Origin of the sequence: Micromonospora sonneratiae, from assembly GCF_042679305.1 — a bacterium.
GTDB classification, from domain to species: Bacteria; Actinomycetota; Actinomycetes; order Mycobacteriales; family Micromonosporaceae; genus Micromonospora_H; species Micromonospora_H sonneratiae.
In genome coordinates this window covers 1-24,073 of record NZ_JBHTMP010000075.1, presented here as the reverse complement: position 1 = coordinate 24,073, position 24,073 = coordinate 1, and the positions used below count along the sequence as shown (strand labels likewise).

Below are 24,073 nucleotides of genomic sequence, written 5' to 3'. Positions count from 1 at the left end.
GTTGAAGGGGGCAGCGATGGACAGCACCGAGTGGGACGCCCGGTACGCGGCATCGCCCGAACTCGTCTGGACCGGTGAGCCGAACCGGTTCGTGGTCGAGGAACTCACCGCACTACCGGCCGGTACGGCGCTCGACCTGGCGGCGGGCGAGGGGCGTAACGCGATCTGGCTGGCTGGCACCGGCTGGCAGGTCACCGCGGTCGACTTCTCGCCGGTCGCCGTACGACGGGGGCAGCAACTCGCCGACGAGCGGGGCGTGTCGGTGCAGTGGCAGGTCGCCGACGTACTCGACTACGTGCCGCCGGCCGACGCTTTCAACGTCGTGCTCGTCGCGTACCTGCACCTGCCCGCCGCCGAGTTGACGAGCGTGCTGGCGCGGGCACAGACCGGCCTGGCCACGGGGGGCACCCTGCTCGTTGTCGGGCACGATCTGGCAAATCTGACCGACGGGACGGGTGGCCCGCAGGATCCGGCCGTGTTGTACACGCCGGACAGGATCGTCACCTCGCTGGACGGGCTGCACATCCGACGGGCCGAGACCGCCCGCCGGCCGGTCGTGGTCGACGGCCGGACCACGGACGCACTCGACACGGTCGTCGTGGCCACGCACAGCTGAGGTCGGCCGTCAGATCCCACCCGGCTGTCAGATCCCACCCGGCTGTCAGATCCCACCCGGCAGTCGGCCCGGTGCCAACCGTCGGTACGGGTCGAACCGCTCCTTGACCTGGCGCAGAGCGGGCAGGCCGGGAAGATCGCCCCACAGGTCGACGGCGTCCCGGACCTGCGGCGGAGCGGAGACCACCACGCAACTGCCAGCCCGGGCCAGCAGCACCCTACGTACGGCGTCGAGTACGGATGTCACCCGCCCCGGCGACATGCTGCCCGGCAGGGCGGCGTGGACGAGGCCCAGCCCGGCAGCGCCACGTACCGGGACCGGCGCGCCGACGACGTCCCGTAGGGCGTACAGGGCGGCGTGCAGGTCACCGGCTGGCGCGTCGATGCGCAGCGCCACGTCCTCGGGACCGAACGGGTAGCGACTCCACCAGTCCGGTGGGGCGTCCGTGACCTCCGCGTCGTCGTCGAACAGGTCGACCAGCCAGGCAGCACGCTCGGCCACGTCGGTCGGATCACCCTCCAGCAGTACGACGAGGCTGCCGATCGGTGGGTTGGGGCGCTGCCGGCGCGGGGCCAGCCGCCCGACGTCGACGGCGGGTAGGTCGAGTTCGACGGCGGACGGGGCGAGGGTGGTCGCGACCAGTTCGCCGACCAACTCCTGCACCTGCGACGGGTTACGTACCGGACCGGACACCCAGATCCGGCTGGCCGGCAGGGGCTGCACCCGTAGCGTGGCGGAGACCAGCACGCCCAGCGCACCCTGCGACCCGCACAGCAACCTGGTCAGGTCGTGCCCGCCGACCGGATCGCCGGCCGCCGCCCTGTTCCCGGCCTGGCTCGGTACGCCGGCGGAATCGACGTAACTCATGCCGACCACCTGCTGGCCCGGTGTGCCGTACCGGTGGTGCAGTGGGCCTGTCTCGTCGGCGGAGAGCACCCCACCGATCGTCGCGTCGGTGGACGGGGCGTCCATCGCCAGCCGGTGCCGGCCCTGTGCCAGCACGGCCTGGACCGAGCGCAGCGGAGTGCCCGCACCCACCTCGACGGTCTGTTCGCCCGGTGACCAGTGCCCGATGCCGGCCAGTCGGCCGGTGTCCAGCACGATGTCCACCCGGGACGGTGCCGCGCCCCAGTCGATCTTCGTACCGGCACCGCGCGGCACCACCGCGAGTTCCTCGTCGGCCGCGACGTCGAGGACCGCGCCGACGGCGTCGACGGTGCCGGGGACCGCCACCCAGCGGGCCGGCGCGCCGGCCACCCCGTCTGCTGCGCCGGCAGCACGGGCGAAACCGGGACCACAGATGCCGGCGAGCCGGCGGGTGATGTCTGCAGACCTTCGCTGAGGGGTTGATCTCTTGTCATCCACCACGCGGCCATCGTACAGATGTACGAATCATTCACAATGACCGTGTGCGATGGCCGAGCGGGACGTTGTCTCCGGTGCCGCTCACCGGCCGTGCGGCATCGCGGACGGCGTGTCGCGGCGGTAACGTGGCCGGCGTGACGACCGAGACGACTGCCGGTGCCCCCGTCGCCAAGCGGGTTCCGACCGAGCGCATTCACCATGGCGACACGTTCGTCGACGAGTACGCGTGGCTGGCCGGCAAGGACGACCCCGAGACGGTCGCCCATCTGGCGGCAGAGAACGCCTACACCGAGGCCAGCACCGCGCATCTGGCGGCGTTGCGGGAGACGCTGTTCACGGAGACGAAGCAGCGTACCCAGGAGACCGATCTGTCGGTGCCGGCCCGCAAGGGCGACTACTGGTACTACCTGCGTACGGTCGAGGGCCAGCAGTACGGCATCCGGTGCCGGCGGGCGGTCCGTGACGGTGAGACCGATCCGCCGATGGCGGACGACGGCGCGCCGTTGGACGGCGAGGAGATCCTGCTCGACGGCAACGTGCTGGCCGAGGGGCACGACTTCTTCGCCCTGGGCACCTTCGACGTCAGTCCGGACGGTCGGTGGCTGGCCTACTCCACGGACTTCGCCGGCGACGAGCGGTTCACCCTGCGGGTCAAGGACCTCCAGACCGGTGAGGTCCTGCCCGACGAGGTGCCGGACACCTTCTACGGCACCGCCTGGTCGGCCGACGGCTCCATCCTGTTCTACCTGACCGTGGACGAGGCCTGGCGGCCAAACCGGGTGTGGCGGCACGTCGTCGGCACGCCGGCCAGCGACGATGTCATCGTCTACGAGGAGACCGACGAGCGGTTCTGGGTGGGCGTCGAACTCACCCGCTCGGAGAAGTTCATCCTCATCGACATCCACAGCAAGGTCACCAGCGAGGTACGGGTCATCCCGGCCGGTAACCCGACGGGTGAACCGGCCGTCGTCGCGCCCCGTCGGCAGGGCATCGAATACCTGGTCGAGCACCACGGTCACCGTTTCCTGATCCTGCACAACGACGGTGCGGAGGACTTCGCGCTGGCGTACACGTCGGCTGACTCGCCCGGTGACTGGGTACCCATGATCGAGCACTCGCCCGGTACCCGGTTGGAGTCGGTCGACGCCTTCGCCAACCACATCGTCGTTTCGCTGCGTACCGAGGGGCTGACCGGGATCCGGGTGCTCACGGTCGGCAGCACCGAGCCGTACGACATCGACTTCCCCGAGCCGATCCACAGCGTGGGGCTGGACGCCAATCCGGACTACCACACCAGCGTCATCCGTTACCGGTACACCTCGCTGATCACGCCGGACTCGGTCTACGACTACGACCTGGTGACCCGGTCGATGGTGCTACGCAAGCAGCAGGCGGTGCTGCCCGGCCCGGACGGGCAGCCGTTCGACCCGGCCGCCTACGAGCAGCACCGGGAGTGGGCACTGGCCGACGACGGCACCCGGGTGCCGATCTCGCTGGTCTGCCGCGCCGGTACGCCACAGGACGGATCGGCCCCCTGCGTCATCTACGGCTACGGGTCGTACGAAGCCAGCATGGACCCCTGGTTCTCGATCCCCCGACTGTCCCTGTTGGACCGTGGGGTCGTCTTCGCCGTCGCACACATCCGGGGCGGTGGCGAACTGGGCCGGCGCTGGTACACCGAAGGGAAGATGCTGGCCAAGAAGAACACCTTCACCGACTTCGTGGCCTGCGCCCGGCACCTGGTCAAGTCCGGCTGGACGTCGAGCGAGCGACTGGTCGCCCGGGGGGCCTCCGCCGGCGGCCTGCTGATGGGCGCGATCGCCAACCTCGCACCGGACGCCTTCGCCGGCATCGTCGCCCAGGTGCCGTTCGTCGACCCGCTCACCTCGATCCTGGATCCGTCCCTGCCGTTGACTGTCACGGAGTGGGAGGAGTGGGGCAACCCGCTGGCCGACCCCGAGGTGTACGCCTACATGAAGTCGTACTCGCCGTACGAGAACGTGTCGGCCGTGGACTATCCGGCGATCCTGGCGATGACCAGCCTGAACGACACCCGGGTGCTCTACCACGAACCGGCGAAGTGGATCGCCCGACTGCGGGCCGTGGCACCCGGCGGGTCGTACCTGTTGAAGACCGAGATGGGGGCCGGGCACGGCGGGCCGAGCGGACGCTACAACGCCTGGAAGGAAGAGGCGTTCATGGCCGCCTGGATCCTGGATCGTCAGGGCATCGCCTGACGGTCCTGGACCGTCAGAACATCGCCTGATCCGGTCACCCCACGTGCTTCGGAGCGAGTGGCTGTCCGTCGCCGGACAGCCACTCTCCCGGGACGGATGGTCTACGGTGCGGTGAGCGCCGCCGACAGCCGGGCCGGATCCACGTTTCCGCCGGTGACCACCGCGACGGTACGGCCGGTTGGCAGTTCGTCGCCCCGGAACATGTGAGCGGCGGCGGCCACCGCGCCGCTGGGCTCGACGACCAGCCGGGCTTCCCGGGCGAGGCGGGCCATGGCGGCGGCGATCTCGTCCTCGGTGACCGTCACGATGCCGTCGAGCCGCTCCCGCAGGTGTGCGAAGGTGAGCGTCGACAGGCTGGTACGGAGTCCGTCGGCGCTGGTGCGCTGGGTCCGGGCCGGTTCCCAGACGACCACCTCACCGGCGGCCAGCGACTGTCGTGCGTCGGCGGCGTACTCCGGCTCGACGCCGATGACCGCGACCGACGGGCGTACCGCCCTGATCGCGGTGGACACCCCGGAGGCGAGACCACCGCCACCGACCGGGACCAGGACCACCTCGACCTCGGGCAGGTCCTCGATGATCTCCAGCCCGACGGTGCCCTGCCCGGCGATCACCCGGCGGTCGTCGTACGGCGGGATCATGGTCCGCCCCTGCTCGGTGACGATCCGCTCGGCGGTTGTCAGCCGCTCGGCGGGCGGCACCAGTACCACTTCGGCGTCGAGCGCCCGTACCTGCTCGATCTTGACGGTCGGTGCGTTCTCGGGGATTACCACGGTGCACGGCGCGGCGGCGGCCCGGGCCGCGTACGCCAGCGCCTGCCCGTGGTTGCCGGACGAGTGGGTGACGACGCCCCGGGCCCGCTGTTCGGCGCTCAGCCGGGCCACCGCGTGGGTGGCACCGCGGAGCTTGAAGGAGCCGACCGGCTGGAGGCTCTCCGGTTTGAGCAGGAGCCGCTCGTCCCATCGACAGGGCAGTAGCGGGGTACGGACGACAACGTCGGCGATGTCGGCCGCCGCTGCTCGGACGTGGTCGAGCGTGACGAGATCCATCAGGACATCCTGCCGCCTGGTGACCGGGCCGGGACATGTTCGATGTGACGACGTTGAGATTGGCGATCCTTACTGGGATCAATCGGGCGAAAGACTAGAATTTCGCAAAGTGCCTCGCGCAACTTCGGGGGATCGCGATGACCACGCCCGACCCGACGGAAAGCGGCTCGACACCGCCCCGCGCTGAACCCGTACGTCAGCCAGGCGGGGAGACAACGCAGCCAGGCGGGGAGAACCAGCCAGGTGGGGAGAACCAGCCCACCGGCGGCGATGGCGGGCCAGGAAACCAGCGATGGGACTGGGCGATCGATCCCCCGCCCCCGGTGGGGCCCACCCGGGAGCCGACTCCGGACCCGGCTGCCGACGGTGCGGTGGAGGAGCCGTTTCCGGTCGAACCGATCACCACCGAACCGCCGCCCGCGCAGTCGCTACCGGGCACGGCCGAGCAGCATCCGGTTCAACCGAACGCCGCAGCCGTGCCGAGGGCCCCGGACTGGTCTACGCCGGAGACCCGGTACACCGCACCGTCGATAGGCGGTGGCAACGAGCCGCCGCCAGCGGCCGGACCTCCGCCGCCAACTGCGCCACCGCCGGAAGGTACGTCGTCGGGGCCCACCGTCGACCGACGGCTCTGGCTGATCCTCGGGATCGTTGCGGCGCTGCTGTCCTGCTGTTGCGTTGCCGCCGGGGCGACCGTGTTGTTCTGGGGCAGCGACATCTTCGACGCGATCAGTGACCGGAGCCAACGGGTCGTGGGGCTGCGCGAGCCGGCCCGCGACGGCGACATCGAGTTCGAGGTACGCGGTGTGGAGTGCGGAATCGGCCAGATCGGTGACCCCTTCGTCAGCCAGAGCGCGATAGGCCAGTTCTGCATCGTCGACCTGGCCGCCCGCAACCTCGGCAGCGGGCTGGCCACCGTCCCCGAGTCGGCCCAGCGGGCGTACGAGCCGAACGGGATGGAGTTCAGTCCGGACCGGACCGCCGGCTTCCTGGCCAACGTCAACCAGCAGAGTTTCCTTGCCGAGATCAACCCGGGTAGCCGGGTCACCGGCCTGCTGGTCTACGACATTCCGCCCGATGCCCGGATCGACCGGCTCAAACTGCATGCGACGGCCGGCTCCCGAGGTGTCACCGTTCGGACCAGCTGACCGTTCGGACCGGCCGCGTTCCGGCGGGCCCCGGGATCGGCCGATGAACTCCTATACTGTGGCTCGCCCAATCGGTGGAGTACCGTTCCACCGGGAAGGGGAGGTCGAGGATGTCCTTGGTGGTGCAGGCGGAACAGCGCGGTGACATGGTCGTCGTGTCGGTCCGGGGCGAGCTCGACATGTCCACCGTGCCGACGTTGCAGGACCAGATCACGGAGCTGTTCGACAAGGGACACCACCGGTTGGTGTTCGACCTGGCTGACCTGTCGTTCTGCGACTCCACGGGGCTGTCGGTGTTCGTCCGGGCGAAGAACGGCTGTGACGAGGCCGGTGGCCTGTTGCGACTGGCCGCACCACAGCGTGGCGTGATGCGCATTCTGGAGGTCAGTGGGTTGGTGGAGGTGCTGAACACCTACCCCACGGTCGACGAGGCCCTGGCCGGCGAGGCGACGACCACGTCGTCCTGACCCGAAGGCGCGCGAACGACGCGACGAGGTCACTCGTCCTCGACGAAGCGCGGTCGGGCGATGGCCAACCCGGCGAAGGTCTGTACAGCGAGGGCGAGCACCAGGAAACCGATGGGCAGCCGCCAGCCCCCGGTCGCTTCGTAGATCACTCCGACCAGCAGTGGGCCGAGCGCCGCGATGACGTACCCGATGCTCTGGGCGAACGCGGAGAGTGCCACCGTACCCTCGGTGGTCCGGGCGCGAAGCCCGATGGCGACCAGGACCAGCGGGAAGGCGCTCTGCCCGATGGCCAGCAGCGCGATCCACAGCAACGCGCCGTCATGTGGCGCGACGGCCAGTCCGAGATAGGCCGCCACCGAGGTCGCCGACAGCGTCAGCACCAGCGGGCGCAGTGTCCGTAGCCGGGTTGCCAGCGTGGGCATGACCAGGGCGATCGGTACGCCGAGTGCGGTGACCCCGGCCAGAAGCAGCCCGGCGTTCTGGGCACTGTAGCCGGCGTCCCGGAAGAGTTGTGCCAGCCAGCCCATGATGGCGTACGCGCTCAGCGACTGCGTGCCGAAGTACACGGCCATCGCCCAGCCGAGCCGGGTGCGACCGGGACGTACCCGGCTGTCGGTCGCGGTCCGGGCGGCGCGGCCCTCGATCCGCCGGGTCCGTCGCAGCGCGGCGGGCAGCCATGGGAGTACGGCGAACGCCGCCAGCACCGCCCAGGCGGCGAGACCGGCCCGCCACGAGCCGAAGGCGTGGGCGATCGGTACGGAGGCTGCGGCGGCAACCGTCGAACCGACGGTCAGCATCATCGTGTACGCACCGGTGATCAACCCGGCCCGATGCGGGAAGTACTGCTTGACCAGCATCGGCAGCAGTACGTTGGCCACCGCGATCCCGGCCAGCGCCAGTGCGCTGGTGGCGAGGAAGACCAGGGAGGCGTCGGTGGTGACCCGCAGCGCCTGTCCGGCGGTCAGGGCGAGCATCGAGGCGACGAGCACCCGGGCGGGGGAGAACCGGCGGATCAGCCAGGGCGTCAGCGCGCCGAACACGGCGAAGGCGATGGTCGGCAGGGTGGTGGCCAGGCCGGACATCGTGCCGGAGAGGTGCAGTCCGGTGCGTACCTCGTCGAGCAGTGCGCCGAGGCTGGTGATGGCGGCGCGCAGGTTGATCGCGACGAGGAGGATGCCGACCAGCACGATGACGCTGCCCCGGACCGGGGTGGCCGCCACCCGCCCCTCCGGCTGTGTGACCACCGGCGCGGGGGCCACGGGCTCGGTGTAGGTGGCGGATGGTGGCGGAGTCATACGGGTGACCCTACAATCATGGGATGAATTCTGGTCGGATGATGTAACCGATGACACCGTCCGCTGATTCCCCAGTCCCTGCTCCCCGCCGGACCCGCGTCCGACAGGTGATTGAGCAGCTCAGAGCCCGGATCGCCGATGGCGATTGGCCATTGGGCAGCAAGATTCCGACAGAACCGCAGCTGGTCGACGCCTTCGGTGTGGGGCGAAACACGATCCGCGAGGCGGTCCGCGCCCTCGTCCATGCCGGGGTGCTGGAGTGCCGGCAGGGCTCCGGCACCTACGTCGTCTCCACCGACGAGCTGTCCGGTGCGGTCGGTCGTCGGGTCGCGGACGCCCAGGCCACCGAGGTGGTCGAGGTACGCCGTGCCTTCGAGGTGGAGGGCGCCCGGCTGGCGGCGCTGCGGCGTACCCCGGAGGACCTGGCCGCCCTCGACCGGGCGCTCGCCGTCCGGGAGGCCGCTTGGCGGGCCGGTCGCGTCGCCGACTTCGTCTCCGCCGACGTGGCGTTACACACGACGATCATGGCGGCGGCGCACAACACGATGCTGGCGGAGCTGTACGCCTCGGTCGGTGCGGCCATGCAGATCACACTGACCGACAGCGTCGCCGTCGGCGGGGAGCTGACCCCCGACCGGTACGTCGATCACGGGCGACTGGTCGAGGCGATCCGGGCCGGTGACCCGATCCGGGCAGCCCGCGAGGCCGGCGCTTTTCTGGAAGCGCCCGACGGGGCATAGGTTGTCGCGGACAGGAAACCGGACCCCTCGGGAGTGGGCGCGATGCTCAAGGGCTTCAAAGACTTCATCATGCGCGGAAACGTCGTCGACCTTGCGGTCGGTGTCGTCATCGGTGCGGCTTTCACCAGCGTGGTCACACAGCTGACCAACTCGTTCCTGAAGCCATTGATCACGGTGGTCGTACTTCTGATCACCGGGAGGGCGGATGGTCTGGACGGGGCCACCCCCGCAGGTGAGAAGGCCACCAGCGGAGCCGATCACGCCGTTCCCAAGATCTTCGATGTGCCGTTCGACTGGATCGCCTTCGTCAACTCCGCCATCACCTTCGTCCTGACCGCAGCGGTGCTCTACTTCCTGGTGGTCTTCCCGATGAACAAGCTGGCCGAGCGGCGTAAGCGGGGCGAGGAGCCGCCGCCGGCGGCGCCGAGTGAAGAGGTCAAGCTGCTCACCGAGATCCGGGACGCGCTGGTCGCCGCCGGCCGGGTGCCCGCGCAGCGACAGGGTGGTCCGGACAGCCCGGTCGACTGGAACACGCCACGGTCCGACCGCTGAACGGTGGCGCAGGGCTGACCTCCGCTCGTCCGGCGGTCAGCCGCCCTGCTTCGGTCGAACAGCTCCGGCTGAGCAGCCCTCCGGGACCGGTGTTTAGCCGTCCGGGACCTGGGAACCGCGATCCGATGAAGCAGGAGCGCGGTTCCCAGGAGCCGATCGTCCAGGTCTCTCCCGGGATGCGGGTCGTCGACGCGGCCGGAGCGATCGTCGGCATCGTGGACATGGTCCAGTTGGGCGACCCGAATGCGGTGATCGTGCAGGCGCCGACCCCGGACACGGAGGTCGGCCTCGACGAGCTGATGACGGCCGGCGCCGAGGAACCGGAGGTGCCGGCGGACACGGCCGCGCGACTGCTGCGTGAGGGCTTCGTCAAGGTCGAGGCCCGTCGCCCGCTCGATGGTGACGTCTATGTCGAGGCCGACCAGATCCATGCGGTGAACGCGGAGGAGGTACGCCTGAGCGTGCTGACCGCTGATCTCGTACCGGAGGACTGACGTCATCGAGTTGCCGGGACCTGTGACCGGGTGTCGGCCGGTGGCCCGGTCGGGGTACGGCGGCGAGGCTGGAGGAGCAGCAGTAGCCCACCCGCCAACAGCCCCCAGAAGGCGGCCCCCACCCCGAGCAGGGTGATTCCGGACGCGGTCACCACGAAGGTGACCGCCGCTGCCTCCCGTCCGCTCGGCTCCTCGACTGCGGTGGCGACGGCTGCGGCGAACGCCCCGAGCAGGGCGAGCCCGGCCACCGCCTCGATCAGCACCGGCGGGGAGAGCATCACGAGGGCAGTCGCCAGGCCGGCGCTCAGCCCGAGAACGACCATCGAGATGCCGCCGGTGACCGAGGCGATCCATCGGCGCCCCGGGTCCGGGTCGGCGTCCGGGCTGGCGGCCAGTGCCGCGGTGATGGCGGCCAGGTTCACCGCGTGCCCGCCGAAGGGGGCGGCTACGGCGCTGGCCAGGCCGGTGCCGAGGAGGATGCCGCGCAGCGGCGGGCGGTAGCCGTACCCGGCCAGCACGGCCATTCCCGGTACGTTCTGCGACGCCATCGTGACCAGGAACAGCGGGAGGGCGAGGCTGACCAGCGCCGGTACGTTCCAGTCGGGTGCCTGGAACTCGACGGCGGGTCGCAGCGGTATTCCGGCCAGCCCGTCGGCCGGGCTGGTCACCGCGATCGCCAGCGCGGCGACCGCCAGGGCGGCGGGTACCGCCCATCGTCGAGCGAAGCGGTTGAGCACCAGCCAGGTGAGGATCGCCGGTCCGGCCAGGGTCGGTACGTCGACCAGGGCGCGGACCGGTGCGATACACAGGCTGAGCAGGACGCCGGCCAGCATGGCCCCGGCGATCGACTTCGGGATCGCCGCGATCCACCGGCCGAGGATCGGGAACAGCCCGGCGACGATGATCAGTAGTGCGCAGACCAGGAACGCGCCGATGGCGGTGCGGAACCCGCCGGGCAGCGTGCCGGTGGACACCAGCAGCGCCGCCCCCGGCGTCGACCAGGCGATACTGATCGGCATCCGGTGTCGTACGCCGAGCCAGACCGCTGTCAGTCCCATCGTTACGCAGAGCGCCAGCAGGCCGGACGCGGCCTGCTGCTCGGTGGCCCCGACGGCGCGTAGGCCGGCCAGGACGATGGCGAATGAGCTGGCGAAGCCGACCAGGGCGGTCACCACGCCGGCCAGAACCGGCTGCAACAGGCGGGACATCGACCTTCCTTCGGCACGATGCGGCGTTCCGTAAACGGAACGCAGGGGTGTTGCACGATAACCCCATGGACTCGCGCTCACCAAACCAAGGGGCGGCTCCGGGCCGGCGGCCGGCACTGGACGCCCACGCGGACGATGTCGGGGCGAGGTTGCGTCGACTCCGGGAGGAGCGCGGCGTGTCACTGTCCGCGCTCGCCCGGCGGGCCGGGGTGGGCAAGGCGACGCTGTCCGGGTTGGAGAACGGCACCCGGAACCCGACCCTGGAGACGCTCTACGCGGTGACGGCGGCCCTGGGGGTGCCGCTGGCCGCCGTACTGGCCGAGCCGGGGGCCGGTGCGCCGGCCAGGGTACGTGGCGCAGCCGTGGAGGCCACCCTGCTGGAGGTCTTCGAGGACGGGACGGTGACCTACGAGTTGTACCGGCTGCGCGTTCCACCGGGACCGGTGCAGACGTCACCCGCCCACCATGCCGGGGTGACCGAGCACATCACCGTCTTCGCCGGTGCGCTCCGGGCCGGGCCGGTCGACTCGCCGCAGGTGGCCCGGGCCGGTGAGCACATCTCCTGGCAGTCCGACGTGCCACACGTCTACCAGGCGTACGGCGACGAGGAGGTGCTGGCGAGCCTGGTCGTACGCTATCCCCGGCGAAGCCCGGCCACGGTGCCGTGAGTTCGCCCGTGCCGTCCCTGCGATGCTCCTGCTGTCAATCGCGCCCCGGTCCGGTCCCGATCAGTTCGACGAGGCTTCGAGCAGGGCGATGGTGCTCAGGGTGACCTGGTCGCGGATGCGGTTGACCGAGGACTGCCACTGCCGGGTGAAGCCGGGACGACGCTCTAGAGCCTGCCAGACCGGCAGGACGGCCTCGTCCAGCCGGGCGGCGGGCATCCACAGGTGCAGCAGACAGTCGATGGCCGGACGCAGCCGGTCGATCTTCTGGGCGCGGGTGCCCGGCCCGGTGAGGCTGGCCTCGATGAGCGACAACAGCGTGGTGAGTAACCAGTCGTGCAGGGCGAGGTCCTCGCACAGGGCGACGATCGCCGGTATGTCGTCGTGCGACACGGTCAGTTCGAGCGTGCGGAGCGTGGCTGACTCGACCCGGAAGGTGCCGTGCGGCTCGGTGTCCGAGTCCGCTGCGGGCAGCACCAGCCAACGCAGTCGCGTCCGTTGGGTCCGGAACGGCGGCCGGCGGTCGAGCCGGGACGCCTGTTGTACGGCATCCATGAGGCGGGCGCTGACAGCGCCGACGTTGAGTACGTTCGGCGGGTCGATGGCGCCGAGGAAGCCCCGGCCCACGTCCCGTGCGTCGACCTTGCCAATGGTCTCGACCTGGCCGGGGCGGGACAGGTAGTGCGACCAGACCAGCCGACGATTGGCAGCGGCGCGGCCGATCCGCGTGTAGGTGGATCCCTGTAGCACGTGTCCACCGGTGACGGCCGCGTGTGAGACCACGGTTCCCACGCCCCGGACGCGGCTGCCGGTGCGCGTCGGCAGTTGGCAGTCGATGCCGGTGAGCTGATCGGGCGATACGGCGTAGGCGATCGGCCGCTCCGAGCGCCGTACCCGTTCCCCCACCATCAGATCGAGCAGTCGCATGGTGTCGTCCAGGGAAAGCGAGGTCGAGTTCTGAAGAAGTCCGGTGTGGACCTCGCCCAAGGTCAGCATGGCACCTCCGCAATATCACGCCCGGTGTCGGCGTCGTACGCCATCGTTCGAGGCCGATCAGCTGATTGCATTCCATCATCCGCCGATGGTGCAACGCACGACTGACCGGTACGACGCGCGCAAGGGCACTAATGGTTGATTTCCCCCCTCGTCGGGCATCTGACGATCATTGAGGTGATCGCTGAGATGATCGACTATCGAACGAGGATCCTGAATGTGTTGTTTTCTCCGATCTGTTGCGGTACCGCGATGGTAAACCCGGCAATATCCTCAACGAATGACCCCCGAAAATATAGACGTCCTTGTTATTGGCGCCGGTGTCTGTGGACTGACGACGGCGTTATGTCTGGCCGAGAGCGGGCGGACCGTGTTGGTCCGGACCCGGGAGCTGCCAACGGATACGTCGTCCCATGCATCCGGCGCGATTTGGGGCCCGCTGCTGGCGGTACATGACCGGATCTTGATGTGGAGTCACCAGACCCTGTCGATTCTCAAGCCACTGGCGACCCAGCGCGGTACCGGGGTGCGACTGGTGAGTGGCATGGAGGCCTCGCGTAGCGTGTGTCGCCCACATGATTGGTTGACCGGCGTCGACGACTTCGAGCTGTGCTCCGCCACGGAACTGCCGATCGGATTTCTCTGCGGCTGGCGCTACACCGCTCCGGTGGTCGACATGCCGACCTATCTCGACTACCTGCTACGAAGGTTCATTCAGGCGGGCGGGCAGATCGAACGGGCGTCGGTGAACTCGATCCACAGCGTCCGGGGCATGGCCCCCGTGGTCGTGAACTGCACCGGCTCCGGAGCCCGGGAGGCGGTGCCGGACACCGACGTGGTGCCGGCCCGTGGGCAGCTGGTGGTGGCCGACAACCCGGGCGTTCACCGGTTCTTTCTGGAAACGTCGGAGGACTCACCCGAGTTGACGTATTTCCTGCCGCAGGGCGACCAGATCATTCTCGGTGGCACGCTCGAACACGGCCGGTCCGACACGACGCCCCGGGCGGACACCGCTGAAGCGATCATCAGTCGCTGCGCCATGATCGAGCCGGCTCTCGCCCAGGTTCGGGTTCGTAGTCATCGGGTCGGTCTCCGGCCGCTGCGCCCTCAGGTGAGAGTTGAGCAGGTCAATGTAGGTGGGCAGCATGTGATTCACAACTATGGGCATGGCGGGGGCGGGGTGAGCCTCTCCTGGGGGTGCGCTCTGGAGGTCCTCTCGATCGTCGAGTTGCTGGCGCCGGCGCTGTTCTGAGTGATCTGCGGAGAGACGGATGTGAGCCGCGTCAGGTTGCCGACCATCAGCTGGGAAACAAATCCGTGCGTCCCGTTGCTACGGTTGCGAGACAGGCCGCTCACGTCATAAGGAAACCGCCGTGACCAAGGTCTACGTCTCAGCCACATTCCGGGACCTGGAGGACTGCCGCGCCGCAGTTCAGCTCGCCCTGCGCCGACTGCGGGTCGAGGACATGGCCATGGAGTCCTATGTGGCCGAGGGGCGGAGACCGCTGGAGCGGTGCCTGGCCGATGTGGCCGAATGCGATATCTACGTCGGGATATTCGCGTGGCGATACGGCTTCGTGCCGGCCGGCTACGACCAGTCGATCACCGAGTTGGAATATCGGCAGGCCGTTGCCAGTGACAAGCCCTGTCTGATCTTCCTGTTGGCCGAGACCGCACCGTGGCCCCGCTGCTACGTCGATCGGGGTACGGACGCGGAGAAGATCGAGAAACTACGGGCTGAGCTGGCCGACCGGTATCTGTGTGGCACCTTCACCGATCCGGCGGACCTGGCCGCCCAGGTCACCGCGGCGGTGGCCAACCGGTTGGCGGAGAAGGGCTGGTCCGAGCAGAGCCTGCAGGCGTTGAGCCCGGCCACGATCAAGCGGTACCGGGATCGGCTCCGCCAGCAGTACGGCGTACTCGATCTGGATGTGCTCACCCCGGCGCAGACCGAGGAGTACCTGCAGATCCAGCTCACCAGTGTGTTCGTGGAGCAGTCGGTACGGGAGGATCCGCCCCCGGTCGAGTTGCCGCGGGAGTGGCTGCAACGGATGCAGGCCGAGGGGCACATCGGCACCGAGGACGTTCCGGAGGAGGTCGATCCGGCCGAGCTGGTGCATCTGCACGAGTCGTACCGGGCGAAGCCGTTGCAGCGGTTGTTCGACGTGCTCGGGTCGCCGGAGCAGCGGGCGGTGGTGCTGCTCGGTGATCCCGGGGCGGGCAAGTCGACGGTGGCCCGCTACATCGCGCTCCTGCTGGCCGGTGGGCAGCTCGACGCCCGGCTGGCGGTGTTGACGGACCATCTGCCGTTGCTGATCGAACTGCGGTCGTACATCACCCTGGTCGGCGAGGGGAAGTGCCAGAGCTTCGTCGACTACCTGGACCACCGGGCCGGTACGGACGGCCTGGGTGTGGAGCGGTCGGCGTTGCAGCAGCACCTGGCCTTCGGCGGCCGGGTGATGATCATTTTTGACGGGTTGGACGAGGTGTTCGACCGGCGCCGGCGGGAGGAGGTGGCCAGCCAGATCGCCGGGTTCGCGGCGGACCATCCGCAGGCGCGGGTGATCGTGACCTCGCGGATCATCGGCTATGCCCGGCGGATCCTGACCGACGTCGGCTTCACCCACTTCACGTTGCAGGACCTCGACGAGCGGCAGACCGCCGAGTTCCTGGCCAGTTGGTACCGGTTGGCGATTCGGGACCGGCCGGAGGACGCCGAGATCCGCCGGTCCCGGCTGCTCGACGCGATGCGTCATTCGCATGCGATCCAGGAGTTGGCCGGCAACCCGCTGCTGCTGACCATCCTGGCGATCATCGGCAAGCACCAGACGTTGCCGAGGGACCGGTGGAAGCTGTACGACCACGCGGCGACGGTGCTGGTGGAGCAGTGGGACGTCAACCGGCATCTGCGTGACCAGTACAACGGGCCGAGCTTCATCGACGCCGAGGACAAGAAGGAACTGCTGCGGCGGCTGGCGTACCGGATGCAGTCGGCGGAGCGGGGGCTGACGGTCAACTACATCGCCGGTGACGAGCTGAGCGAGGTCTTCGAGGGATACCTGATCGAGCGCTACCAGTGTGATCCGCCGACCGCGCACGCGACCGCCCGACTGATGATCGCCCAGTTCCGGGAGCGGAACTTCATCCTTAGTAGATACGGTCCACACCTGTACGGCTTCGTACACCGCACCTTCCTGGAGTTCTTCTGCGCCGACGCGGTACTGGCGAAGTTCCAGCACGATCAGGTGGTCAGCTTCGAGGACCTCAAGGACCTGTTCCGGCAGCACTGGACCGACATCTCCTGGCGGGAGGTGCTCCGGCTGCTGGCCGGTGCGTTGCACGAGAAGCACACCGCCCAGCTGATCCACCTGCTGGCCACGGAGGTCAACCAGCCCTGGCCACCGACCGGGTTCGCCCCACCGCCGTGGAACCTCGCGCTGGCCACGCAGTGTCTCGCCGAGGTGCGCAACCTCTTCGCGTCGGCGGCCGTCCCGGCGCAGGCGCTGCTCCGGCAGATCATCCTGCTGCTGGAGCACTGCGTGTCCATCGACGACCGGGAGACCGTGGCGCTGATCGACGAGGAGATCCTGCCCGCGGCGAAGGCCGTCGGCCAGAACTGGCCCGGCCGGGAGATCTACCTGTCCTGGTACCGACGTCGGGGCGTACGGGTGGTCTGGAGCGCGGTGTCGACGTACTCCGCCCGGCTGGCGGCGATGCTGTCCGCCCCGACGGACCGGATCGACGACCTGTTCGACGAGGTGCTCGGCTCGATCGACGACAGTTCTGCGGCGTACGCGTCCGTCGCCGGGCTGGCCGAGGTGGCCCAGTTGGCCAACGCCTCGGCGGCCAGCCCCGCGCACCAGGCGGCAGCGGGACGCGCCAGGACCAAGCTGGTCAAGCGCGCCCGCGACGATGGGCATGCCGGCGTGCGGCTGGCGGCGGTGCAGGCGCTCGGCGAGCGGTTCGGCAGTGATCAGTTCGCCCGTGACCTGCTGGTCGAGCGGGCCCGTGCCGACGGCTACCCGGGCGTCCGGTTGGCGGCGGTACAGGCGCTCGGGGAACGGTTCCACGATGAGCCGTACGTGCGGGACCTGCTGTGCGAGCGGGCGGCGGCCGACGAGCAGCCCGGGGTACGCCGGGCAGCCGTACAGGCCCTCGGCGACCACTACGGCGGTAGCGACAGGTTGCGTGACCAGCTGCTGGAACGCCTCCGTACCGATCGCGACGCCGAGGTGATCCGGACGGCCGCGCAGGTTCTGATGGAACGGTTCGGGGCGACCCGTCAGGCCCGTGACCTGCTGATCGAACGGGCTAACGACGAGCCGGACCCCGTCCTCCGCCGGGCCACGGTCCGGGTGCTCGGTGACCGGCTCAGCACCGACCCGGGGGTCCGGGCGGTACTGCTCGATCGGATTCGGGTGGATCGGGACGCCGGCACCCTCAGAGCGGCCTGTGACGCTTTGGTCCGGCGTTCGGACGTCGACGGAAAGCTGCGGGAGTTGCTGGTCGAGCGGATCCGTACCGACCCGGACGAGGTCGTCCGCCGGGCTGCGTTGCGGCTGCTGGTGGAGTCCTTCCCGCAGCATCCACCGTTGGTGGAGTTGCTGATCGGATGCGTTCGCCGGGATCGGGACGCGGACGTGCGGCTGGTGGCGGCCGGGGCGCTGGCCGACCGGCTCGGGGTCGACCCGGCCGTGGGCGCCGCCCTGGGGGAGCTGGCCCGGGGTGACGGTGATGCCCGGGTACGGCTGGTGGCGGCCCGATCACTGGTCGACCGGGTCGGAATCGATCTCGACGTGTGTGACGTGCTGGCCGGGTTGGCCTGCGACGATCCCAGCGGGGACGTACGGTTGGCGGCGGTCACCGCCCTGGCGGACTGCGTCGGCAGCATTCCCCGGATCCGGTTCCTGCTGATCGATCGGGCCCGGGACGACGGGGACGCCCGGGTACGGCTGGCGGCGGTGCAGTCCCTCACCCGTGGCGCGGAGGTGCACACCGAGGTCCATAACGCCCTGGTGGATCGCGCCCGGCGCGACCCGGACGCGACGGTGTTCGTACACGCTGCTGCGGCGGTGCTGAACCGGAGCCGGCCGAACGGCCGCGCCTTCCGGCTGTTCGTCAAGCGGGTCCGCGACGATGGGAACGCCCGGGTACGACTGGCCGCCGTCCAACTGCTGGTCGAGCGGTTCACCGGCGACCCGGAGCTACGGGCGGTCCTGCTCGACCGGGTACGCAAGGATCCGGACCCCGATCTGGTCCGTGAGGCGGCGGTGGCGCTCGCCAGCCAACTGGGAGCCGACGCCGAGCAGTGTGCGGCGCTGGTCGACCGGGCCACCGGGGACGACGACGTGGTCCGGTGTGTGGCCGTACGGATCCTCGGCGAGCACTTCGGGACCAGTCCCGGCATACCCGAGTTGCTGATGGACAAGGCCCGTCGCGATCCGGACGTCCAGGTACGCCGGGAGGCGCTCCGGGTCCTGGGGGAACGGCTGGCCGAGTTGCCCGAGGTGCACGAGCTGTTCGTCGAGCGAATCAACGATCACGACTGGTGGACGCGGGCAACATCGGTGCGGGTGCTCGGCACCCGGTTCGGTACGGATCGGAAGACCCGTACCCTGCTCATCGATCTCGCCCGCAACGATTCCGACCCGGGATTCCGTCGTCTGGCGGGGCAGGCACTGACCTGGTTGCCGGGAGCCGATCCAGATCATCTGCCGGATGTGGAGTTGTGAAACGGCGACTACGGTCAGTCGGCGACGAAGGCGTACTCGACCCGTTCGACCAGATCCTTGGGCAGGTCGACGCGTTCGCCACGGCTGCGGGTGTGGATCTGGTCGAGTACGGCCGGGCTGATCGAGACCTGACTCAGGATCGTGCGGACCGCGTGCTCGATCGGCAGGAAGCGGGTCCCGAGGACGGAGAACGTCCGGTACGCGCTGAACGGGGCGGCGTGCGGGTTCAGCTTGACCACGGCGGGCAATTCGTCCCAGTCGGTCGGCCAGTCGTCCAGCTGGTAGGGGTTCGTCACCCCTTCACCCTCGTACCGCAGCAGGCCCAGCCGCATGAGTTGCCAGACGGCGGCGAGGTACGGGCAGGACCATCGTCGGTCGCCGTTCTCCTCGTAGTCCCACAGTTCCACGTCGAGGAAGATGGAGTGCCGGTTGGCGGCGTTCTGGACGGGTGGCAACCAGCCGCGACTGCCGCTCATCGCCTGTGCCAGATCCAGGGCCGGCGACCGCTTGCCGTTGCACAGCCAGCCGGTCTCGGTCGTCGGCGGGCGGTCTCCCGTCGTCTGCGGAACCGGATCCGAGACGAGTTGGGTCAGCACCAACTCGGCGAGGGGGATGTCATCGGCCCGGGCACAGCCCGACTCGCGGGCGAAGTAGTCGATTACCAGGCCGGTGCCGTCGGTGGCCTCCTGCAACTGCCGCGCCACCTCACCCGGGGTACTGAACCGGGTGAAGTAGTCGTCGATGAGGAAGCAGGTGCTGATCCGGGCGCGGCCGGCCGGCGTCCGGTCGACACATGCCTGTCGGGCAGCGGCCACCCACGGAGCGATCCGGATGAAGTGCCGCCGGAGTTGTTCGACCCCGCCGGCGAACTCCTCGATGTAGAGATGGCCGAGTTCCAGGGAGAGATGTGACAGCGGTACGGACTCGATGCTGGGTCTGGCCGCGGTTTCCTCGAATGCCACTTCAGGTGTCGTCATAGGGTCTCCCAGGCTGTGTCGTCCACGATGCGCTTAGCCAGGGAGTCGAACGCCTCCACCGTCTCACGGTTGGCGATCCGTCGGGCCCACACGTCATTGTCGGAGATGAGCTGCTCCCGCCACTGCAACACCGGATCGAGCGGCACGCTGCCCAGCAGCATGGTCCGGCCCACCCGGCTTTCGCTGGCGAGTTCGAGCAGATCCTGGTTGCAGTCCCGCAGCCACGCCACCTGCGCCGGCTGTAGACCTTCGAGCTCGGGGGAGTCCGGGTCGATGACGGCCGTACGCACGAATCGCAGTCGGCCGGCCAGGTCGTCGTGGTTGTGACCGTGTCGGGTGCCGGTCTCCAGGATTCCCTTGGGGCCGTAGACCAGGCCGGAGGCGGCCAGCACATGTTGCCGGGTCCAGCGATGGAACACCAGCCACCGCGACCTGACCGACTGCAACTCGGGCATTGCGGTGGCGGCCAGCACCATGTCGGTGGCGTACGACCGGCCGGCGCTCAGGTCGACCAGGGTGAGGTCGAACTCCTCCTCCAGCCGCAGAAAGAGCTTTCCGCACCGCTCGACGCGCTCGCGGCTGACCGGGAACTCCCCACCACCGGCGTCCCCGGGGAGCAGTACGAGACGTCCGGCACCGGGTGGGCGGTTGCGCAGGCTTGCCCGGTCGGAGTCGTTCCAGACGTCGACCCGGGTCGGCTCGTTGAGCATTCCGTCGAGATAGGAATGCAGCCCACCGCGGGTGGTGCCACGCAACGCGTCCTCGATGTTGAAGATCGCGCCAGCGGTGGGTGATCCGAAGTCGAAGTCGAGATAGCAGACGTCGGCCCCCTGCAGGGCGGTCCGGTAGAGGAAGTTGCTGCTGGTGACCGAGCGGCCGGTGCCGCCCTTGTCGGATGCCGCGAACACCAACATGTCAGCCCGTCCCCGTGACGTCGCGGCGAGCCGCAGCGAGTTCGTCGAGTCTGCGTAGTACCTCGTTGGCCAGAGACGACGCGGTAGCCGGTCGCTCACTCAGGATCTCCCGGGCCCGGCGCAGGTAGACCTGGACGATCTGCAACGTCTGTCGTATCGGGGGACCGGCTTCGGTGCCGCCACTGAGCAGTTCGATGTCGTAGAGGTGCTCGGCCTCGTTGAGCAGGTCCCGGGCGAAGACCTCCAGCCGGTCGCTGCGCAACGGTGTGCGGCCCAGCATGTTGGCGGTGGCGATCAGGCCCTGCACGACCCGCTCGGTGTGGTACCAGGACGGCGCGTCGTAGCGCTGGGGCAGTTGTCGGAACACCTTGCCCGGCTGGTCCCAGAGCCCCCGGCTCGGGCCGTCGTCAAGTCTCCGCCTGAGGAGGTGGTCCCAGGTCAGGTCGGCCAGTTCCAGTAGCTTGGCCCGGGGCGTGGGATCGGTCAACAGACTGGCGACGTTGCTGGCCCGCTGGAACAGCAGCGAGGCGAATTCGCTGACGATCCAGCGTAGTCGCGGACCGTCGTCGAGTTGTTCGCTGCCGACCAGAGGCAGCCGGATCCCGGGCGAGTGCAGGGCCAGGGACGGGTCTCGGTCGAGTGGTCTCCGGGTGATGCGGGCCCGGTTGGACAACTCTTCGAGGACCCGACCGACCCGGGCCAGTTCGACGTCCGAACCGCGCTCCTGTTGGAGCCCCTTGACCGCCAGCGAGGTCACCAGCAACGTGTAGTAGTCGGAGGCTTCCTCGTCGGTGGTACGCCAGGGGATGTCCTCCAGCGGCCACTGGTGGCCGTCGCCGAAGGTGGCGACGACGGCCCAGTAGGTACGGGTGAGTTCCCAACGCAGTTGCAGGGCTCGGGCGAGTCGTTGCTGTTCCTCGTTGAGCAGGCCGAGGACCCGCGTCCGCTCGGAGAGGAGGTCCTCGATGGCGTCCAGGGCGATGGCGGTGAAGTAGAGGTACGGTGCCTCCAGGGCCACGCCCCGGGGCTGTTTGCCCACCGCTTCGAGAGTTTCGATCTCCGGTGCGTCCTTGACGACCCCCCAGGACCAGCCACACTCGAACAGCCGGTTCGAGTTCTCCAGGTCGGCCACCTGACCGGAACCGATCAGGATCTCCCGGAAGCTGGCCATCGTCTGCTGGAGCGCCCGCCGCAGTTGCGTCACGATCTGCCGTTGCGGTAGACCGCTCTGATTGATCATGTGGCAGAGCGCCTGGCCCTCGGTCGAGTCGACGTCGAAGACGTTGATTGCGAAACTGCGTAGCAACCCGACCATCGCGGCGCTCAGCCGGATGCTGGCCAATCCCTCCAGAGAGTTGATCTCCTGAAGGATCTCCTCGCGGCGTACCGCCCGGCGGAAGACCTTCAGGAAACCGATCGTCGCCAGCGAAAGAGTGATCGACATGGCGTACGAGTCGACGATGTCCAACTGGAACTGTTGCGGTTTGACCTCGGTCTTGTCGTCGGCGTCGAAATACGTGCCGCCCGGGAAAACCGGCGTGTCGGACTCGTCGGTGTATCTGAGGAAGTAGTCCCGGAGGGCCTGCATGATGACCCGGGGGATCTGGGTGGCATTGCCGAGCGCGCGAAGCGCTTTGATCATTTCGTCGGCGGTCTCGTCCGGCCGGTCGATCTTGAATGTCGACACCTTCGTCGCCGGTAGCAGGAGGCAGAGCAACTGTTCGGCGTCGCTGATCGAATTGGCGCCGTCGCGACCGCCCCAGATCCACCGTTCGTCCTGCCAGGACGCCCGCACGGTGGCACCCCAGATCTCCAAAAGCTGCTGACGAGGCTGAATCCTCATCTCTCAGTGCACCACCATCCGCCAATGCGCCGATCACTTCATGAAGGCACTCGTGTCGTGGGGCTAGGGTCGCCGGCGGCTCCCGGAAGCAAGATAGACGATGGAGAAACGTGCGACGAGGTTCCGACACCGTGAAGCAACCGAGATCGGAAATGTTCCCAGCCGTACAGTCAATGATGGCCCATCCGTCAAGTGTGGGAAATGACGACTTCCGGGTGGTGATCGTCCCCGCCCGCCGCCGACGTGCCGAGTCCCGCTCCGGTCAAGGTCAATTGCGCGGGACCGGGTGGCGGCCGGAGTCGATGGCCTGGTCGGCTGCAATTTGATCATTTGATTCATTGATCGTTGACAGTGTGATCGGGTGAGGAATGGTGTCCCTCGCGTCGACGCCCCGCGCATCCCGGTCGTGGCGTCGGTCGGGTCGGGGACGGTGCCGGGCGGTGCGGAATCCTTTGTGGGGGCGGGCATGCACGACTGCCGTGGGCGGCGCGCGCAGCTGTCGCAGAGGGACGGGTGCGGCGTGACCACAACGACCACAACGAACTCCGCGACCGTAACGGTGACCCGGGGTGGCCGGGTCGACAGCATCGACGCAACGCGGCCGAAATGAGGCGGCAACGGTGGATCATGGTTAGGAGATGATGGTGGCAATGCTCCGGGGCGCGCCTACGTTGCGACGCCGGGCCGGCTTGGCGGCCTGCGTACCGTTGCTGGTTCTCGCGGCGACGGGGTGTGGAAAGGATGGCGCCGGAAGCGACGCATCGTCCGAAGCGGTCAAATATCCGACAAAGACCGTCCAGTTGATGGCACCTGCCGCCCCCGGCGGCGGTTGGGACATCACGGCCCGTTCCCTACAGAAGACCCTCACCGACGCGAAGCTGGTGGAGAAGTCGGTCGAGGTGTACAACGTGCCCGGTGCAGCCGGGACGCTCGGACTGTCCCAACTGGTGACCAAGAACCGGGGCGACGCACATCAGCTGATGGTGATGGGGCTGGTGATGGTCGGCGGAGTGGTGACCAACAAGTCGCCGGTCGGGCTCAACCAGGTCACGCCGATCGCGACGCTCACCGCGGAGCAGGAGGTCGTCGTGGTGCCGGCGAACTCCAAGTACACCACGCTCAAGCAGTTGATGGACGACGCGAAGACCAACCCCAGCTCGATCAACTGGGGCGGTGGATCAGCCGGCGGCACCGACCAGATCCTGGTCGGTCTGCTGGCCAAGGCAGCCGGGGCGGACCCGAAGGCGATGAAGTACGTGGCCTACTCCGGTGGCGGCGAGTCCAAGGCCGCCCTGCTCTCCGGCGACCTGACGGCAGCGGTCTCCGGTGCCAGCGAGTTCAAGGACCTGGTCGCATCCGGCAAGGTCCGTGCGCTGGCGGTCTCCGGCAGCATCGGCATCGACGTCGGCGCGGGAACCCCCACACCCACGATCAAGGAATCCGGGTACGACGTGGAGCTGATGAACTGGCGTGGCGTGGTCGCGCCGCCCGGTATCAAGGCTGGCGAGCGGGCCGCCCTGATCGCCCTCATGGACAAGCTGCACGCCTCGGAACAGTGGAAGCGGACGCTGACCGAACAGAACTGGACCGACTTCTACCGCAGCGGTGACGAGGCTGCGGCGTACTTCGCCAGCGAGAGCGCCCGGATCACCGCCGTACTGACCGAGATCGGCCTGGCCGGCTAGTGTTTCGTGATCCTGATCGGTTTACTTTGAGTTGTTTGCCACGAGTTTCTTGATGTTGGTTTGAACGAGTTGGACTTTGGCGAGGATGTCGTC

At 68.7% G+C, this 24,073-nt stretch carries 19 protein-coding genes; 11 read left to right on the top strand and 8 right to left on the bottom strand.

What is annotated here, in order from left to right; all coding sequences use genetic code 11:
- The first annotated feature begins 16 nt into the window (after positions 1-16).
- On the top strand, positions 17-616 hold the full coding sequence (locus ACFQ4H_RS30150) for a class I SAM-dependent methyltransferase (protein WP_377577553.1): 600 nt from the start codon (positions 17-19) through the stop codon (positions 614-616).
- A gap of 45 nt (positions 617-661) precedes the next feature.
- Here the strand turns inward: ACFQ4H_RS30150 and ACFQ4H_RS30145 are convergent, their stop codons facing one another.
- A complete protein-coding gene (locus ACFQ4H_RS30145; protein WP_377577550.1) occupies positions 662-1,984 on the bottom strand; it encodes an FAD-binding oxidoreductase in 1,323 nt (440 codons plus the stop codon).
- Positions 1,985-2,115: 131 nt separating this feature from the next.
- On the opposite strand from ACFQ4H_RS30145, the gene ACFQ4H_RS30140 reads away from it, so the two are divergent.
- The gene (locus tag ACFQ4H_RS30140; protein ID WP_377577547.1) at positions 2,116-4,218 is read left to right on the top strand and encodes a S9 family peptidase; all 2,103 of its coding nucleotides are present in this window, start codon (positions 2,116-2,118) and stop codon (positions 4,216-4,218) included.
- A gap of 101 nt (positions 4,219-4,319) precedes the next feature.
- Here ACFQ4H_RS30140 and ACFQ4H_RS30135 read toward each other — a convergent pair whose 3' ends face one another.
- On the bottom strand, positions 4,320-5,267 hold the full coding sequence (locus tag ACFQ4H_RS30135) for a threonine ammonia-lyase (protein WP_377577544.1): 948 nt from the start codon (positions 5,265-5,267) through the stop codon (positions 4,320-4,322).
- A gap of 137 nt (positions 5,268-5,404) precedes the next feature.
- Here ACFQ4H_RS30135 and ACFQ4H_RS30130 point away from each other — a divergent pair, with 137 nt between their 5' ends.
- On the top strand, positions 5,405-6,415 hold the full coding sequence (locus ACFQ4H_RS30130) for a DUF4352 domain-containing protein (protein ID WP_377577541.1): 1,011 nt from the start codon (positions 5,405-5,407) through the stop codon (positions 6,413-6,415).
- Positions 6,416-6,525: 110 nt separating this feature from the next.
- The gene (locus ACFQ4H_RS30125) at positions 6,526-6,882 is read left to right on the top strand and encodes an STAS domain-containing protein (RefSeq protein WP_377577538.1); all 357 of its coding nucleotides are present in this window, start codon (positions 6,526-6,528) and stop codon (positions 6,880-6,882) included.
- A gap of 29 nt (positions 6,883-6,911) precedes the next feature.
- Here the strand turns inward: ACFQ4H_RS30125 and ACFQ4H_RS30120 are convergent, their stop codons facing one another.
- Complete coding sequence (locus ACFQ4H_RS30120; protein ID WP_377577535.1) at positions 6,912-8,177, bottom strand: CynX/NimT family MFS transporter; 1,266 nt, start codon at positions 8,175-8,177, stop codon at positions 6,912-6,914.
- 50 nt (positions 8,178-8,227) lie between these two features.
- Here ACFQ4H_RS30120 and ACFQ4H_RS30115 point away from each other — a divergent pair, with 50 nt between their 5' ends.
- The 3 genes from ACFQ4H_RS30115 (at position 8,228) to ACFQ4H_RS30105 (ending at position 9,963) form a co-directional block, all read left to right on the top strand.
- Positions 8,228-8,917 carry a FadR/GntR family transcriptional regulator gene (locus ACFQ4H_RS30115; RefSeq protein WP_377577532.1) on the top strand — a complete coding sequence of 230 codons (690 nt, stop codon included), beginning with the start codon at positions 8,228-8,230 and terminating at the stop codon, positions 8,915-8,917.
- Between the two features lie 42 nt (positions 8,918-8,959).
- The gene (mscL, locus tag ACFQ4H_RS30110) at positions 8,960-9,469 is read left to right on the top strand and encodes a large conductance mechanosensitive channel protein MscL (RefSeq protein ID WP_377577529.1); all 510 of its coding nucleotides are present in this window, start codon (positions 8,960-8,962) and stop codon (positions 9,467-9,469) included.
- Positions 9,470-9,594: 125 nt separating this feature from the next.
- Positions 9,595-9,963 carry a hypothetical protein gene (locus ACFQ4H_RS30105; RefSeq protein ID WP_377577527.1) on the top strand — a complete coding sequence of 123 codons (369 nt, stop codon included), beginning with the start codon at positions 9,595-9,597 and terminating at the stop codon, positions 9,961-9,963.
- A 2-nt stretch (positions 9,964-9,965) separates the two neighbouring features.
- On the opposite strand, the gene ACFQ4H_RS30100 is transcribed toward ACFQ4H_RS30105, so the two are convergent.
- Positions 9,966-11,171, bottom strand: a complete 1,206-nt coding sequence (locus ACFQ4H_RS30100; protein ID WP_377577524.1) for a benzoate/H(+) symporter BenE family transporter — start codon at positions 11,169-11,171, stop codon at positions 9,966-9,968.
- Positions 11,172-11,236: 65 nt separating this feature from the next.
- Here ACFQ4H_RS30100 and ACFQ4H_RS30095 point away from each other — a divergent pair, with 65 nt between their 5' ends.
- Complete coding sequence (locus ACFQ4H_RS30095; RefSeq protein WP_377577521.1) at positions 11,237-11,839, top strand: helix-turn-helix domain-containing protein; 603 nt, start codon at positions 11,237-11,239, stop codon at positions 11,837-11,839.
- Between the two features lie 60 nt (positions 11,840-11,899).
- Here ACFQ4H_RS30095 and ACFQ4H_RS30090 read toward each other — a convergent pair whose 3' ends face one another.
- The gene (locus ACFQ4H_RS30090; protein ID WP_377577518.1) at positions 11,900-12,832 is read right to left on the bottom strand and encodes an SCO2521 family protein; all 933 of its coding nucleotides are present in this window, start codon (positions 12,830-12,832) and stop codon (positions 11,900-11,902) included.
- Positions 12,833-13,109: 277 nt separating this feature from the next.
- Between ACFQ4H_RS30090 and ACFQ4H_RS30085 the strand changes: the two genes are divergently transcribed.
- Both ACFQ4H_RS30085 and ACFQ4H_RS30080 read left to right on the top strand, forming a co-directional pair.
- A complete protein-coding gene (locus ACFQ4H_RS30085; protein WP_377577516.1) occupies positions 13,110-14,081 on the top strand; it encodes an FAD-dependent oxidoreductase in 972 nt (323 codons plus the stop codon).
- Positions 14,082-14,202: 121 nt separating this feature from the next.
- Complete coding sequence (locus ACFQ4H_RS30080) at positions 14,203-18,561, top strand: HEAT repeat domain-containing protein (protein WP_377577513.1); 4,359 nt, start codon at positions 14,203-14,205, stop codon at positions 18,559-18,561.
- 14 nt (positions 18,562-18,575) lie between these two features.
- On the opposite strand, the gene ACFQ4H_RS30075 is transcribed toward ACFQ4H_RS30080, so the two are convergent.
- Genes ACFQ4H_RS30075 through ACFQ4H_RS30065 form a run of 3 tightly spaced genes read right to left on the bottom strand, consistent with a single transcriptional unit; the run spans position 18,576 to position 22,295 of the window.
- The gene (locus ACFQ4H_RS30075; protein WP_377577510.1) at positions 18,576-19,538 is read right to left on the bottom strand and encodes an SCO2522 family protein; all 963 of its coding nucleotides are present in this window, start codon (positions 19,536-19,538) and stop codon (positions 18,576-18,578) included.
- Positions 19,535-20,452 (bottom strand): SCO2523 family variant P-loop protein, encoded by a 918-nt coding sequence (locus ACFQ4H_RS30070; RefSeq protein ID WP_377577507.1) that lies wholly within the window; start codon positions 20,450-20,452, stop codon positions 19,535-19,537. Before ACFQ4H_RS30070 ends, ACFQ4H_RS30075 begins: the two co-directional genes overlap by 4 nt.
- Before the next feature lies 1 nt (position 20,453).
- Positions 20,454-22,295 carry an SCO2524 family protein gene (locus ACFQ4H_RS30065; protein WP_377577505.1) on the bottom strand — a complete coding sequence of 614 codons (1,842 nt, stop codon included), beginning with the start codon at positions 22,293-22,295 and terminating at the stop codon, positions 20,454-20,456.
- Positions 22,296-23,098: 803 nt separating this feature from the next.
- On the opposite strand from ACFQ4H_RS30065, the gene ACFQ4H_RS30060 reads away from it, so the two are divergent.
- Positions 23,099-23,980, top strand: a complete 882-nt coding sequence (locus tag ACFQ4H_RS30060) for a tripartite tricarboxylate transporter substrate binding protein (RefSeq protein WP_377577502.1) — start codon at positions 23,099-23,101, stop codon at positions 23,978-23,980.
- The last annotated feature ends 93 nt before the right edge of the window (positions 23,981-24,073 follow it).